Source organism: Pedobacter polaris (genome assembly GCF_005116505.1).
Lineage (GTDB): Bacteria > Bacteroidota > Bacteroidia > Sphingobacteriales > Sphingobacteriaceae > Pedobacter > Pedobacter polaris.
On the sequence record NZ_SWBR01000002.1, the window covers coordinates 540363 to 555686 of the forward strand.

At 33.2% G+C, this 15324-nt stretch carries 16 protein-coding genes and 1 pseudogene; 4 read left to right on the forward strand and 13 right to left on the reverse strand.

Features of this window, described 5'->3' with window-relative positions; genetic code table 11:
- Positions 1 to 10: 10 nt before the first annotated feature.
- From FA048_RS08520 to FA048_RS08565, 10 genes and pseudogenes are all read right to left on the reverse strand, one after another.
- Positions 11 to 757: a hypothetical protein gene (locus FA048_RS08520; RefSeq protein WP_136839859.1), complete on the reverse strand. Its 747-nt coding sequence runs from the start codon at positions 755 to 757 to the stop codon at positions 11 to 13.
- Positions 758 to 795: 38 nt separating this feature from the next.
- Positions 796 to 1479 carry a pseudouridine synthase gene (locus FA048_RS08525; protein ID WP_136839861.1) on the reverse strand — a complete coding sequence of 228 codons (684 nt, stop codon included), beginning with the start codon at positions 1477 to 1479 and terminating at the stop codon, positions 796 to 798.
- A gap of 182 nt (positions 1480 to 1661) precedes the next feature.
- Positions 1662 to 2183 carry a hypothetical protein gene (locus FA048_RS08530; RefSeq protein ID WP_136839863.1) on the reverse strand — a complete coding sequence of 174 codons (522 nt, stop codon included), beginning with the start codon at positions 2181 to 2183 and terminating at the stop codon, positions 1662 to 1664.
- A gap of 8 nt (positions 2184 to 2191) precedes the next feature.
- A complete protein-coding gene (locus FA048_RS08535) occupies positions 2192 to 3064 on the reverse strand; it encodes a carboxypeptidase-like regulatory domain-containing protein (RefSeq protein WP_136839866.1) in 873 nt (290 codons plus the stop codon).
- An 86-nt stretch (positions 3065 to 3150) separates the two neighbouring features.
- On the reverse strand, positions 3151 to 4053 hold the full coding sequence (locus FA048_RS08540; protein WP_136839868.1) for a histone deacetylase family protein: 903 nt from the start codon (positions 4051 to 4053) through the stop codon (positions 3151 to 3153).
- Between the two features lie 84 nt (positions 4054 to 4137).
- Positions 4138 to 4998 (reverse strand): bestrophin family protein, encoded by an 861-nt coding sequence (locus FA048_RS08545; RefSeq protein WP_136839870.1) that lies wholly within the window; start codon positions 4996 to 4998, stop codon positions 4138 to 4140.
- On the reverse strand, positions 4995 to 6281 hold the full coding sequence (gene kynU, locus FA048_RS08550) for a kynureninase (RefSeq protein ID WP_136839872.1): 1287 nt from the start codon (positions 6279 to 6281) through the stop codon (positions 4995 to 4997). Before kynU ends, FA048_RS08545 begins: the two co-directional genes overlap by 4 nt.
- 63 nt (positions 6282 to 6344) lie before the next feature.
- Positions 6345 to 6831 (reverse strand): annotated as a pseudogene (locus FA048_RS08555) (pyridoxamine 5'-phosphate oxidase family protein).
- Between the two features lie 221 nt (positions 6832 to 7052).
- A complete protein-coding gene (locus tag FA048_RS08560) occupies positions 7053 to 7658 on the reverse strand; it encodes a DNA-3-methyladenine glycosylase (protein ID WP_136839874.1) in 606 nt (201 codons plus the stop codon).
- Complete coding sequence (locus tag FA048_RS08565; RefSeq protein ID WP_136839876.1) at positions 7651 to 8127, reverse strand: GAF domain-containing protein; 477 nt, start codon at positions 8125 to 8127, stop codon at positions 7651 to 7653. Before FA048_RS08565 ends, FA048_RS08560 begins: the two co-directional genes overlap by 8 nt.
- Before the next feature lie 136 nt (positions 8128 to 8263).
- On the opposite strand from FA048_RS08565, the gene FA048_RS08570 reads away from it, so the two are divergent.
- The 3 genes from FA048_RS08570 (at position 8264) to FA048_RS08580 (ending at position 11770) form a co-directional block, all read left to right on the forward strand.
- The gene (locus FA048_RS08570) at positions 8264 to 10432 is read left to right on the forward strand and encodes a S46 family peptidase (RefSeq protein ID WP_136839878.1); all 2169 of its coding nucleotides are present in this window, start codon (positions 8264 to 8266) and stop codon (positions 10430 to 10432) included.
- A gap of 85 nt (positions 10433 to 10517) precedes the next feature.
- Complete coding sequence (locus FA048_RS08575) at positions 10518 to 10766, forward strand: hypothetical protein (protein ID WP_136839880.1); 249 nt, start codon at positions 10518 to 10520, stop codon at positions 10764 to 10766.
- Positions 10767 to 11131: 365 nt separating this feature from the next.
- Complete coding sequence (locus FA048_RS08580) at positions 11132 to 11770, forward strand: hypothetical protein (RefSeq protein ID WP_136839882.1); 639 nt, start codon at positions 11132 to 11134, stop codon at positions 11768 to 11770.
- 2 nt (positions 11771 to 11772) lie between these two features.
- On the opposite strand, the gene FA048_RS08585 is transcribed toward FA048_RS08580, so the two are convergent.
- The 3 genes from FA048_RS08585 to FA048_RS08595 form a co-directional block, all read right to left on the reverse strand.
- A complete protein-coding gene (locus FA048_RS08585) occupies positions 11773 to 12471 on the reverse strand; it encodes a Dph6-related ATP pyrophosphatase (RefSeq protein ID WP_136839884.1) in 699 nt (232 codons plus the stop codon).
- Complete coding sequence (locus FA048_RS08590) at positions 12464 to 13156, reverse strand: Sir2 family NAD-dependent protein deacetylase (protein WP_136839886.1); 693 nt, start codon at positions 13154 to 13156, stop codon at positions 12464 to 12466. Before FA048_RS08590 ends, FA048_RS08585 begins: the two co-directional genes overlap by 8 nt.
- A 98-nt stretch (positions 13157 to 13254) precedes the next feature.
- A complete protein-coding gene (locus FA048_RS08595) occupies positions 13255 to 13833 on the reverse strand; it encodes a DUF6580 family putative transport protein (protein WP_136839888.1) in 579 nt (192 codons plus the stop codon).
- A 259-nt stretch (positions 13834 to 14092) separates the two neighbouring features.
- Here FA048_RS08595 and FA048_RS08600 point away from each other — a divergent pair, with 259 nt between their 5' ends.
- Positions 14093 to 15298 carry a serine hydrolase gene (locus tag FA048_RS08600; RefSeq protein WP_225872519.1) on the forward strand — a complete coding sequence of 402 codons (1206 nt, stop codon included), beginning with the start codon at positions 14093 to 14095 and terminating at the stop codon, positions 15296 to 15298.
- Positions 15299 to 15324 lie beyond the last annotated feature (26 nt).

The following is a 15324-nucleotide window of genomic DNA, read 5'->3' on the forward strand; positions in this document are numbered from 1 at the left end:
CAATAATCTCTTATTGTTTTTTCGGTGCTCTACCTAAATTTACAACAGCACCAATACTAAACACAGAATTCCCAGCATTTAAAAATTTTCGACTTTTTAGTCCAAAATTACTGCCACTCGTATACTGCAACTGTACTTGATCACTTAAAATCATTCTCGTAAAGAATACAGGTTCTAAAAAAATATTATCTTCATTAGCTTGTAAAAGCCCATTCTTGTAAAAATTATTTGTATTTACAAAACTCATTCGCAATGCAGTACCATAATTCAGTCCAAAATTAGCACCAAACAAACGCAAATTACTCCTCTTCTTAGAACTGTAATTTACCTGGATAAATTTATTGTCATAATCAGCTTTTTGATGATCTAAGCTTATCAGAGCCTGGTTATCATCATACTCTCTAAACAATCTATCGCTTTTTCCACTCCCAATACCTGCATAAATTTCCAAAATACGATTGTTATCAGGGCCAAAAGTATTAAAGTACCCACCGCCTATCTCTATCATTTTATGTTTAATATACTTTTTAGTCCTGTCATTTTGCATAAAACCGCCATTTGCTAGAACTGCAAAATGATTACTCACAGCATAGGCCGAATTAAAATTGAAATTCCCTTTTAAAGACATATGTGCACCTGCCGCTACCTCTCCTTTAGTAGTTAGCATTGGTGTGTTAGGCACACTTGGTATATAAATAGATGAACAACTGCTTAATAAAATAGAAAGTACTAAAAGTGATGGTAAATATTGTTTCATATCTATATTAGAACTCAATATTTAAGCCAATTATTGTATTAATTGCTAAACTTCATTAAATCCATTACCCTTTTAAACTCATCATGAATGTTAGCATTTAAGTTTACTTGAGCACCTGTAACTGGATGTATAAAAGAAAGTTCTGATGCATGAAGTAACATTGTTGTCATTTCAAATTGCTCCTTAAAAAATTTATTCTGTTTATTGCATCCATGTTTTCTATCACCAATAATTGGATGAAATATATGTGCAAAATGTCTTCTCAATTGATGCATTCGTCCTGTTTTTGGCGTAGCTTCTACCAATGAATAACGAGATGTTACGTGTTTACCAAAGGCTACATCTATTTCTGCTCTTTGCAAAGTTTTAAAAGAGGTAAAGGCATCTTGCATATTGCCATTTTCTTTTGCCAAAGGATAATCTATATCTAGTTCGTCTGGCGCATAACCTCTTAAAATAGCAATATATTTTTTTACAACTTCGCTTTCTTGAAACTGCTTATGCATGGCAATTTCTACATCTTTATCAAATGCAAATAGCAATAACCCACTTGTCTTTCTATCTAGGCGATGTACAGGACTAACATGTTTACCAATTTGATCCCTTAAGATTTGTAAGGCAAATTCAGTTGCATCATTTGCAATTTTAGAGCGATGAACCAAAAGGCCATGTGGTTTATTGATTGCGATTAAATGATCATCTTGATAAACTATTTCTAACATTAAGCGAAGGTAAGGAATAAAAAAGATGTCACCCTGAGAGATTTTGTCATATCAAATCGTCATTAGAATGAACGAAGCAATCTTCTTGCTGGTTAAGTGCTCATTGCATAAAGGAGATTGCTTCACCCCTGTGAAAAACAGAGGCTCGCAATGACTAGAGTTATCAACCTAAAACAGGATGATTACTTTAATGTAAATGGTATTGATCTTTTAAGGGTAAAATAGGTATCTAAATCTATTTCATTTCCACTATTACTAATAATTTTGCCATTAAAATCTATTTGATAAGTACTTATCTTAGTGGATTTTATATTGCCTGAGAGAGCAATGTCATATTCATGGATTTTTTCTTCTATTTTAATTTTATCATTCTTAAAAACATAGGTGTAAACAGACCTACCCATTTCTCCATAAAATGTTACAGTCAATCTTTTTATCTGATTATCAACATAAAATGCTTTTCCTTCATTTCCTTCAGCACTTAAATTCTCGTCTAATGAGAATTTATAAACCGTTGTATCATTAACTGAACTATCTAAGGTCAATATTTCTCTTTTAATAGAATCTATATTGATCGTTAATATTTGATTTTTAGGGAGCTTATTTTTCTCTATAGCAATGCTATCTATTTTTGTATCAGTTGTTTTTAGGTTGTTACAAGCAATAATTATTATACACAGCAGTAGTAAATAAAATCTACTCATTTTCTATATCAATCTTTTTTTGAGAAATCTATCTTATTTTTAAACTCTTTCTTTATCCCCATCAAAATTACTCCATTTGCAGCTTTCGAACCATAAAGTGCAGTTGCACTCGCGTCTTTTAAAATATCTAGTTTCTCAATCCAATTGGGATTTATACTTTTAACTTGATTAGCATTTGCCACACAACTCTTATTACCATAATAAATTACATATAGCGGCTCTTTAGTGGTTGATATAGACGATATGCCTCCTAACATTATTACTATTTCTTTCATTTTAACAACCATATCAGCTGTTATTGACATTTCTTTTTTGTCATATCCAGCAGCTTCAAACAAGAGGATATTAGTTTTATCTTCTTCTGCTACAGAAAGCGTAAAATTGCCAGAACTATCCGTCAGTGCTACTACATTATTAAAGTTTTTGTATTTAATCTTAACACCTACTAATGGTTTGCCAATATTTACATCAACTACTTTCCCCTTTACAATATCAACTATAGGATCTTCGACCAAATTAGACTGTTGTGAAGATGAATTACGAGGTAAAGGATTATTTCCATTCTGACTAATAATAGGAGTAAAACCCAAAGATTTTAACGGCGAAAAAATACTTACTCCCAATGCAATTGGCATGAGCCAATACCAGTTAGGTCTTTGACGAGGCACCGTTAGCTCTCGATTAAGTTGTGTTGATAACAACCGCCCACAAACATTTGCTTTTTTGTTTTTAAAAAAATCAATGAGCTCTGTATCAGTTTTGGCAGTAAGATCTATAATATGCTTTGTGCACTGATCGCAAAAGCGCCCAGCTTTAGCGGGTTGCATTTCATTCCAATTCTCAGAACAGGGATTAGTAAGTACGAGATGTAATTTTTTCAATTGCTCTTTTGTTTAAAGTTTGATGCAAAAGCCTAGCTATTTCCATAATTTAAATTAATAAATCTTTTAACTAAGTTAGCATTAAATTATCCATACAGATCAAAAGCAACCCTAAATGTATTACAGTGAGCGTCTACAATCGTTTTAATATCTGCAGAATAGCCACCTCCCATACTTACTTGAACTGGAACTTGATGTTTTAAACAAGCTTCAAAAACCAGTTGATCACGTTGTTTGCAAGCCTTTTTTGTTAGCGAAAGCTTACCCAATTTATCGCTTTCCAAAACGTCTACTCCCGCTAAATAAAAAACAAAATCTGGTTGATGTTTTTCGAATACAAATTTTAAACTTTCTTTAAGTTTACTCAAAAACACATCATCGTCAGTTTCATCCGGCAATGCGATATCTAAGTCAGATTGTTCTTTTCTAAATGGAAAATTTTTAGCTCCATGCATAGAAAATGTAAAAACTCTTTGCTCATTTTGAAAAATTTCTGCTGTGCCATTTCCCTGATGAACATCTAAATCTATAATTAATATACGCTTAGCTAAATGATTATTTAACAGATAGTTTGATGCAATTGCCTGATCATTCAATAAACAAAACCCTTCACCCCAATTACTCCCTGCATGATGGGTTCCACCAGCAACATTAAACGCGGCGCCATTCTGTAAAGCATACAAAGCGCCATTAATGGTTCCTTTTGCAATTCTTATCTCCCGTTCTACCAATTGCGCATTTAACGGAAATCCAATTCTTCGTTGTTCTTTTAATGGTAGTGTTAAATTCTTAAGCTGTAGCCAATAGACCTCTTCATGGGTAGTAATAATGTCTTTTTCGGTTAAAGGTTCTGGCGAGAATAGATTTTCTTGTTGTATGGTACCCTCATGTAATAATTGTGCAGGTATCAGTTCATATTTAAGCATCGGAAATCGATGCCCCTCTGGCAAGGGATGTGCATAAATTGGATGATAGGCTATTTTTAACATCAGCATTGTTATATGGTTTGATTGTTAAATTGTTAGTATGCCCTAACTAAAGCAATCTAACAATGTTGCAATAGAGCAATTAAGCTAACTTAAAATCTCGCCAATATGTTTTTCAATGTTATTACAAATGGTGTCTACAGGCAAATCATTTGCATCTACACCAAATGGATTTTCAATTTCTTCGGCAATTAGCTCTAAACTTGCTAGTACATAAAGAATAAACGGAACAATTGGCACTACAAAATAGCCTAAACTAAAAACCCATCCTATTGGTAAAGTAAGCACATAAATAAAGATAAATTTCTTGATAAAAGCACTATATGAATATGGAATAGGTGTATTCTTAATCCTTTCACAACCACCACAAATATCTGTAAACTGGTTCGCATCGTTACTTAGCGTAATCAATTGCTCTTGAGAAATCCTTCCTTCAGTTTGCAAGCTATATAGCCTTGTTACTAAACTAGTTGCCACTTGATTTGGGATATGTTTACCTCCATCAATCTCAATTAAAAAGCTATCCTTACCGAAATATTGTTTCTCACGAAGGTGTTCTTTTAAAGCAAAGGCATATTTAGGAATACCATATTTAAAAAATTCTATATCCTCTTTACTTAAGTTTAATGCTTTAATTTTTATTGCAAAATTGCGGCTCACATTAGTTAAGGCACCTAGCAACCTTCTTCCTTCCCACCACCTGTCGTAAGATGTATTTGTTCTAAAAACCAACAACATAGAGATTACAAAACCTAAAAGGCTATGCATCATGCCTACATTTTTGATATATGCTGTTTCTGCGAGCTTTAGATAATTGAGCTCTAGAAAAGCTATAATAGCAGAAAATATTGCTATACTGAGCATTAAAGGCCACAGTTTTCTAAAAGTATCTGCTTTGTGGATATGGAATATAAAGCTTATCCATTCTTTGGGATTGTAATTTATCATTTGATAGATTGGCTTATAGTTAACAACAATTCTCCGGTTCTAAAAACATCTTCAAAACTATTATACATTGGTACTGGGCTTAAGCGAATTACATTAGGTTCACGCCAATCGCCTAATACATTATGAGCAACTAATGCATCGAATATTTTCTTTCCATCTGCCTTTGCAATAATAGAAACTTGCGCACCTCTCTCATTTTCAGCTTGAGGGGTAATAATTTTAAATTGCTCCTCTCCTAGTGTATTATTCACTTGATTTATAAGATAAAATAAATAGCTAGTTAAAGTTTTACTTTTAGTTCTCAAGCTATCTAAAAACCCTGCTTTTTCAAATAATTGAAGCGATGCATGATACAAAGCCATTGGCATAACCTGTGTACAACTCACTTGCCAACCATCAGCTCCTGCTTCTGGAATAAAGCCTTTCTCCATTTTAAACCTTTGGTCTTCTTTGTAGCCCCACCATCCTGCAAAGCGATTTAAAGAAGTATCTCCGAAATGCTTTTCGTGAACAAATATCCCACTAATTCCACCTGGACCAGCATTTTGGTATTTATATGAGCACCAACAAGCAAAATCTACATTCCAATCGTGTAGCTGTAAGGGAACATTGCCCGCAGCATGTGCCAAGTCGAAACCAACGATTGCACCAATCTTGTGTCCAGCTTTAGTAATCGCTGGCATATCAAACCATTGACCAGTAAAGTAATTTATACCACCAAACAATACTAAGGCTATTTCATCCCCATTTTCTTCTATGGTTTTTACAATATCTTCAATTCTTAAAGTATATTCCCCCTCCCTAGGTTTAACTTCAATTATTGCATCATTGGGGTCGTAGCCATGAAAACGAATTTGGCTTTCAATAGCATATTGATCTGATGGAAAAGCACCAAATTCCATGATGATTTTATATTTTTTCGCTTTTGGCTGATAAAAGCTAACCATTAACAAATGCAAGTTAACAGTTAAAGTGTTCATAGGACAAACTTCTAAGGGTTTAGAACCAACAATTGGAGCCATCAAATTCTTTAGTTCCTTGTGGTAGAACATCCAGGGTGAATCTCCGTCGAACCAACCTTCAACTGCAAGGTTTTGCCAGTTATTTAATTGCACTTCTAACACCTCTCTTGCCACTTTAGGTTGCAATCCTAATGAATTACCACACAAATAGATAAATGGTTTTCCATTTTGTTGTGGAAACAAAAATTCATTACGCATTTCTCTTAAAGAATCTTGTTGGTCTAAAGCTTGGGCAAAGGCTAAATTATTCTCGAAATTCATATCGCAATATTACAAAAAAAGCCTAACCGTAAGGCTAGACTTTTCATTAACATATTAAACTGATTAAAATTTAATCGTATCGTGTTTACCCAAATCGGGTGTATCTCCTGTTACAATTGCCTTTAATATTTTAAACGCTACTACCATCTTACTAGAATTCGAATCCCAATATTCGGCAGTAGAGGGGCTTACTTTAATCAGTATTAAATTTGGGTCTTCAACACCTTCCGGAAACCACGCTTTTATACGTGGAGAGAAATACGCATCTTTTCGAGCTTGGTCATCTACGAATTCCGCTTTCCCATTTACGGAAATGTAAGTGTTACTTGATGGATCGCTATAAGCCAGATTAACTTCATTCTCTTTAGAAATCTCCTTACTTTTTAAAGAATATTCATTTGTAAAACCAAATGCTACCATCATCTTCAATTTTAGCCGTCCCCATAGGCCTACTGCTAAATACATCGTCAGCACTTAATGTTGTGAACATACAAATCCTTACCTTTTCTGCCATTTCTTGAAGTATGGCTATATTTTTTTCATTTTTCATAACTAATGTATTTAGTTATGAAACACCGGAGAAATTGAAAAGGTTTTAGAGTTTATTTTATTAAGGCTTATTTTTAACAATCCAGTCTTAATATAAGGTTATAATAATTGTAAACTATCCATCCTTCGTTCATCTTACGTTCATCCTTCGTTCATCTTTCGTCTTTATAGTGTTTCTAAAGGCTCTGTGTAGAGGTCTGAATAATAACCAATGCTATGATGCTAAGAATTTGGTTTACTCACAAACTTGTTACCCTTGATGTAAAATCGCCAAGGCAACAAAGCATGATCTTCTGCATAATCTACACCAACTCTAGGAGAAGCAATTATCTGTTCTGATTTAAAATGAATACCGTTGTCTTCAATCCAAATTTCATCACCTAATAAATCTTTAGCATTCAGGTTTTTATCTATTCCTAAGGCTTTTGCGAGTGCACCTGGCCCTGCCGTTATTCTTGGTGCTATACTTTGCATATTTCTACGCACTAACATGGTTGACAAACCTTCAGTAGGCTCAATTCCTCTTATCAAAACAGCGTGGGGATTATCCTTAGTGTTTGTAACCACATTAAATAAGTGATGAATGCCATAACACAAATACACATAAGATATCCCTCCATCTTCATACATGGTAGAAGTTCGTGGTGTAAACCTTCCGTTGTATGCATGAGAAGCTTTATCAATTATACCATTGTATGCTTCGGTTTCTACAATAGTTCCCCCAGTTAGTTGTCCATCAATTAGTGTAAATAATTGCTTGCCTAACAATTGAACTGCTAGACTAGTAACATCTTCTTGTTGGTAAAAAGAATAAGGTAATTTAGGCATTTAATAAGTTGATAACCTGATTTAAGTACTGCTCGTCGATATGATCAAAGTGAGCAAGATATTCGCTATCAACATCTAAAACGCCAATAATGTTTTCTCCTTTGTAAAGTGGTAATACAATTTCGGATTTTGATGCCGAAGCACAAGCAATATGACCTGGGAATTGATCAACATCAGGAACAATGATTGTTTCAGCTTTTTCCCAAGATGCACCGCATACCCCTTTTCCCTTTTTAATTCTTGTACAAGCAACAGGACCTTGAAATGGTCCTAATACCAATTCATCGTTTTTAACTAAATAAAAGCCTACCCAAAACCAATTAAACTGTTCTTTTAAAGCAGCACAAACATTCGCCAAATTAGCTATTAAGTCTGTTTCGCCATAAAGCAAAGCCTCTATCTGAGGTATTAAAGATTGATATTGTTCTTCTTTGGTGCCAGTTTTAGCAATTGTTAAGTCTTCAGCCATGATACAAAGTTACTAAATGATTAAATAATCTGGATTCGATATAGAATAATTAACAATTCTACGACTATTCCACAATGCACCCATCCTAGAAACAAAATCATTAGATTTGAAATTTACAAGTATTATACACAACACTATGAACAAGAAAACCTTATTAATTACTTTACTATTATTAAGTGGATTTATTCAGTTTGGCTACAATTTACCAGAAGAAGGAATGTTTCCGCTTAGCGAAATACATAAACTAGATTTAAAAAAAGCTGGATTAAAAATAGATCAAAATGAAGTTTACAATCCAAAAGGAATAAGTTTGGTTGATGCATTAGTAAATGTGGGCGGTTGTACAGGATCATTCGTTTCAAATGAAGGGTTAATCATTACCAATCATCATTGTGCATTTAGTGCAGTTCAATTGGCAAGTACACCAGAGCACGACTATTTAAACAATGGTTTTGTTGCAAAATCTAAAGAACAAGAACTTGAAGCAAAAGGCCTAACATGTCGTATTACTGATAGTTATGAAGATGTATCAGATCAAATTTTAGGCGCAGTAGCTCAAATTGAAGATCCCGCATCAAGACTTCAAATGATTAACAATGCGATGAAGAACATTGCAATTGAAGCAGACAAAAAAGACCCTAGCATTAAAGCAGAAGTTTCTGAAATGTTTATAGGCAAGAGCTATGTTTTATTCAGATATAAAATCATTTTAGATGTTCGTTTGGTTTATGTACCAAATCGCAAAATTGGAGAGTATGGTGGCGAAACTGACAATTGGGTATGGCCACGCCACACTGGAGATTACTCTTTTATGAGGGCTTATGTTTCAAAGGATGGTAAACCAGCAAAATATGCTAAAGACAATATTCCTTATACCCCTAAAAAGTTCTTAAAAGTAAATCCGGCGGGGACAACTGAAGAAGATTTTGTTTTCATTTTAGGTTATCCAGGCAAAACTTTTCGTCATCGCCCAGCGCAATTTATAGATTTTCAACAAAAATATTTACTTCCTTATACTTCTGAATTGTACGATTTTCAGAATACTACTATGGAAAATATAGGCAAAAGAGATAAAACAACAGAATTGAAATTGGCTACCCGAATTAAAAAGAACGCCAATGTAATGAAAAACTATAGAGGCAAACTAAAAGGATTGCGTGACATAGATTTGGTTGCACAAAAGAAGCAAGAAGATGCAGGTTTAGCACAATTTATTAACAATAATGTTGAAGTCAAAGCTCGTTACGGCAACTTAATGACAGATATCGATCAGCTTTATAAACAATTAAACGGCGATGTTTACCGAGATATGTGGTTTAGTCAGATTTATACCTCTACCAGCCTATTAAATATTTCTAAGCAACTTAATGCGTTTAAAACAGAAATGGATAAGCAACCACCTTCACAAAAAGAAATATTTTTTAATGCAAATATTGAAAAGCTAAAACAAGGATTAAGTGTAGTTTATGATGCTTATGACATTGATGTTGACAGAAGGATTTTCAAAAAAATGATGACAGATGCAGCTCTCTTTAATTCAAACCAAAGAGTGAACGCAGTTGATAAGATAATAAGTAAGGGTTCAAATAATGAAGCCATGATTAATGAATATATCAACGACACCTTTGGTTTAACAAAGTTGAAGGACAAAAACTATGTATTCAATAACCTGCTAAAGTCCAGCAAGGCTATTACAGATTATAATGATGGTTTATTACTGTTCGAGAGAGATATCTCCATGCAAATAACTGAATTAAAACCAGAAAAAGACCGAAGAGATGGCGTATTAAATAAGCTAATGGGCGATTATGTAAATGTAAAGGAGAAATTTTTAAAGAAAGATTTTATTCCTGATGCCAATAGCACATTAAGATTAACTTATGGCCATGTTAGGGGCTATTCTCCTGCTGATGCCAATTACATGTCGCCATACACAAGCGTTAAAGGTATATTGGAAAAGGGAGCCACAGGAAACCCAGAGTATACCTACCCAAATATCATTAAAACATTATGGGACGCAAAAGATTTTGGCCTATTTGCAAAGAAAGAGTTAAATGATGTACCTGTTGCATTTTTATACAACATGGATACTACAGGAGGGAATTCTGGATCTCCCATCATGAACGCCTATGGCGAGTTAATTGGAGTTAATTTTGATCGTGCCTATGGCGCAACTATTAATGATTATGCTTGGAATGAAAGTTATAGTCGTTCTATTGGTGTTGATATTCGTTATGTATTGTGGGTAGCCTCAAAAATTGATCATGCTGATTTCTTGCTAAAAGAAATGGGTGTGAATTTGTAAAAAAAACATTTTGTAAAACGAGAAAATAATGGCTATTAATTAAACTAATTAGCTTCATTATTTTTTAATAAAACTTTAAATTATCATGAGAATAATTGCCGAATTGCCACATCCTGCATGCAAGATTACTTTGTTTAATATGAACCAAAAATACATAGTAAAATTTGAACAGGGGCAGCTTGAACAAAGCTATAAATTATCAGAACTTGACCTTACAGGAGGAGGGGCAAATGAGATTTTTCAAATCATAGATGAAGAATTTATGAATACAGTTATAGAGCGTTTTAAAACGATGAGAGCGGATTTTTCATTAGCCTACCAAAGACAACAGTAACAGTTTACATAAAACATATAACTAACTGTAAATTAATGAGTTTATTTGGTATTCAGAATTTAATTTTGATTTTTCAGCAATTTTAGCAGAAAATTAGGTGCTAATTAATAAGTTAAACTTGACATAATAATATTTAAGTTATTGATATATAAATTATTAAATAATTATAAAAAATATAATTTTGTTTGCCAAAACAGCCAAATAAATGGGAAGTTTGGCCTAAATTGAGATGGAATCTCCTAACCTAAGTAATTATTATTTTATTAATTTAAGCAGTGCTTTTAGTGCTGCTTTTTTTATTGGGAACATCATTTCAAACAATACCCTACTCCTGCTGTTCTTACTAAAACACAATCTCATTAATCATGAAAAAATATTTATTAGCTTCACTAATTGGAAGTTTATTTTTGATAATTTCTAATCAATCTAAAGCGCAAGAAAGTACAACAAGACCAGACAAATTATATAGCATGAGTGGCATAGGTTTCTCCCTCCCAGTTGGCGAAACTGCAGACTACCTAAAGCCTAAATTTTCTACTTCTTTAGGTATAAACTTAGGCTTGGGAAATGGAGGATTATTCTTGTACCCTAAAGTAAGTTTACATGCCTATGCTTTTAATGAACTTACACCAGATGCGGGATATAACTACGCACTACAAAAAGGAAGGACAACTACCTATTTGTTAAATGTTGCCTTAGGGTATCGTAAAATAAGTGGGAAATTTGCTTTTTACGGATTTGCAGGTGGTGGTGGCGGTGTAATTTTAACACCAAGAATAGCTGTAAACCCAACTACGCTACAAGCAGAGTTAAATAACAAGAGCAATAGCATGGGAATGATAGAAGGTGGTGCAGGTACAGAATACAATATTGGTAACGCAGTTTTATTTCTTGAAGCTGGTTATATGCATGGCTTTAGTAAAATACAAAACAGAAGTTTTAGTGCAGTGCCAATTAGCGTTGGGATAAAGCCTAACTTAAGTAAGTTATTTAAGAAGAAATAAATTTAATCAACTGGTACTAGATCTATATACCAATAGCCAGTTGGAATATCACTTTGATTGGGACTTGGGAAAGTTTTAAAAACTTTCTCGCCCAATGTAAAATCTATTGGTTTAGCAAAAATAGGTCCGTCAAACACAAAAGTATGGAATTCTCCATTTTCTCCACATGGATCAATATCTTTAGGCAAATCAGCCAAAAATGCATCATCAATTATTCTTCCACAAAAATCTTCCAAACCCTCTTTCGTGCAAACTACAACTGTTTTGTAGCCTAAATCAATAAATTCTTTAACCAATGTTAAGCTATCTCTTTTCCAAAGAGGAAAAACTGCTTTCATATCAATTTTAGCTAATTGATTTTCTCTATAAGTTTTTAAATCTTCTAAAAAGATATCTCCAAATATAGAATGGTAAATACCTTCGCTTTTAAGCTGCTCTAATTGTAAAGTGATCTTCCTCTCGTAAATATCCATATCAGGCATTTCTGGCAAGCGTACTTGAACTAAAGGAATTTTTAAGCTACTTACTTGTTCTAACAATAAAGTCTCCCTAACGCCATGCATTGCAACTCTATTAAAAAAGTCGTTTACTGTGGTAAGCAAATAATGTACATCATATTGTTCTTGAGCTAGTATGTGGTGTAAGGCTAAAGTACTATCCTTCCCTCCGCTCCAATTAAATACTGCAGGTATTTTAGGCATTGGCTTTTAGTATATTGTAAACTTCTTTTAATCCAGCTGTAGCTGATTTTTCTATTTTAATAATATTTTTATAGTGATTTACCGATGGTATGTTAGGATCAACTATATATTTAGGAACCTGATGAGGAACGAAATCTATTAATCCAGCAGCTGGATATACTGCTAAAGATGTACCAATAAGCAAAAACAAATCTGCTGCTTCACAAATTACAGCAGCAGTTTCTATCATGGGCACCGCCTCACCAAACCAAACTACATGAGGCCTTAGTTGCGAACCCAGTTCACACAACTCTCCCATTTTTATTTCATCCCCTTTGATAGGATAAAGTAAGGATGAATTTTTATCAGACTGCGCAAAAGTAATTACACCATGCAAGTGCGTTATATTGGTAGAACCCGCTCTTTCATGTAAATCGTCAATATTTTGTGTAATGATCTGTACATCAAAATCATCTTCAAGTTTGGCTAAGGTAAAATGTGCATCATTAGGTTTAGCTTGCAAAACTTGCTTTCTTCTTTCATTATAAAATTGTTGTACTAGTGTTGGATTGCTCTCCCAGGCTTCTGGAGTAGCCACATCCATTACGTTATACCCTTCCCACAGTCCATTAGCATCTCTAAAAGTTTTTATGCCACTTTCTGCACTAATCCCTGCACCTGTTAAAACAACTAACCTCTTTTTCATCCCTCTATGTCTTTTAATGGATTTTCTATTCAAATTTAAATAAAAAACCCTTTTGTATTCATACAAAAGGGTTTCAATTTATTGTTTAGCTTAAAATTTTAAGCTGAATTTCTATTTAAGCTTAAAGCTGGATATTTAACTTTTAAAGTTTCAAAAGCACCAAACATAATAGCAGCATAAGCAATTGTTCCATATAGGAAATTTAACTCGTATGGAATGGCAGCAACCAAACAAGCCCAAAAGCCTGCTAATGTTTGCGGATAAAGTGTAGAACCGAACCAAACACCATAATCAGAAACTATCCAATGTATAAAAACTGCAGCAATGCCTGCCCCAAAAACATTTTGAACATTTACCTTTTTAATAATTAGTTTACCAACTAGTACCATTAATACAAAAGCGATATAAGTATAGTACCAACCGCCGTAAAAGCCATAATCTTTACCCATTGTTAATACAAGGCCTAAATCGCTTAAAAATAAAACCAATATTGGCAATAAAAATGCATTGATGTTATTTTTAAAATAAGCCCCGCCAAATATTGCTACAGCTCCAAGGCCAGAGAAATTGGCTATTATTTTAAAATCAGGAGAAAGTGGTGCAATAACTCTTAAACCAATAATTACTAACATTAATAATAAAAGCACTACCGTTCTGTAACTAGATTTTTTTTCCATTGTATATTTAAATTGATATGCAAAACTAGCTTTTTTAATGCTGAATAAAAAATATCTGTTTTATTTAATATTTATGGGCATAGACAATTTACACTAATAGAAATATACCTATTACTACAACCCTCTTTATAAGCAAAAAATTTGCTTTATACATTAAAGATCTTTTTTTATGAAGATGATTAAACCCTATCTTTAAGACTCAAATTAGCATATGCATAGATTATTATTTTGCCTAATCTCCTTAATTAGTACCCAAACAATGGCCCAAAAAACAGATACCCTGTTCTTACAGCAACTGATGGAAAGCAAACCTGAATTGTTTGCCAAGATTTTAAATAATCATAATAAAAATGATGTACAAATTATGTACACTCAAGTTAATAGAGATAAAAATAATAAACCAAGCTTTAAAACCTTTAGTTACAACTATAATGCAAAGCGTTATTTTTATCCTGCAAGCACAGTAAAATTAGCAGGGGTGATATTTGCACTAGAGCGGGTAAATGAATTAAAAAACAAAGGGTTAACTGCTAATTTAACTATGATAACTGATAGCAGTTTTAAAGGACAAACCAAAGTATTAAAAGATGAAAGTGCAGCAAATGGAAAACCAAGTATAGCTCATTATGTAAAGAAGGTTTTGTTAACCAGTGATAATGATGCTTTTAATAGATTATTTGAGTTTGTTGGCAGAGCAGAAATTAACTCAAAGCTTAAAAAATACGGCTTAACTGAAAGTAGAATTTTAAATCGCTTAGCTATAGGTGATGGTGACGAATCAGCTAAACACACAAATGCTATAAATTTTTATAATGGAGATCAGCTAATCTATCAACAAGCTGCTCAATATGACAACAAAGAATATCCTTTAGAATTAACCAATTTAATTGTTGGCAAAGGCTATATGGATAGCAAAGATCAATTGGTAAATGAGCCCTATAGTTTTGCCAACAAAAACGTTTTCACTATTGCTGATCAGCTGTCCTTAATGAAAAGATTAATGATGCCTGAAGCTTATCCTGTGAAGGAAAGATTCAATTTATCCATAGAGGATTACAAACTCATTTATACCTATATGAGTAAGCTACCTACAGAAAGCGATTATCCCAAATATGATCCACAGGAATTTTGGCCAACTTATGCTAAAATGTTATTTTATGGAAGAGAGAAGGAAGCTTTTTTAGATCCAAACATTAGGATATTTAATAAATATGGAGATAGCTACGGATTTATCATCGACAACTCCTACTTTGTTGATTTTAAAAACAAGGTTGAATATTTTTTAACTGCTGTAGTGCAAAGTAATGAAGATGGTATTTATAACGACAACAAATATGAATACGAAACGGTTTGTTATCCTTTTATGAAAAACTTGGGTAGAGCAATTTATGAATTTGAGCTCAATAGAAAGAAAAAGCAGTTGCCAGATTTGAGCAAGTTTAAAATGGATTATACAAACAAATAAAAAAGCCCCGAATTTCTTCGAGGCTT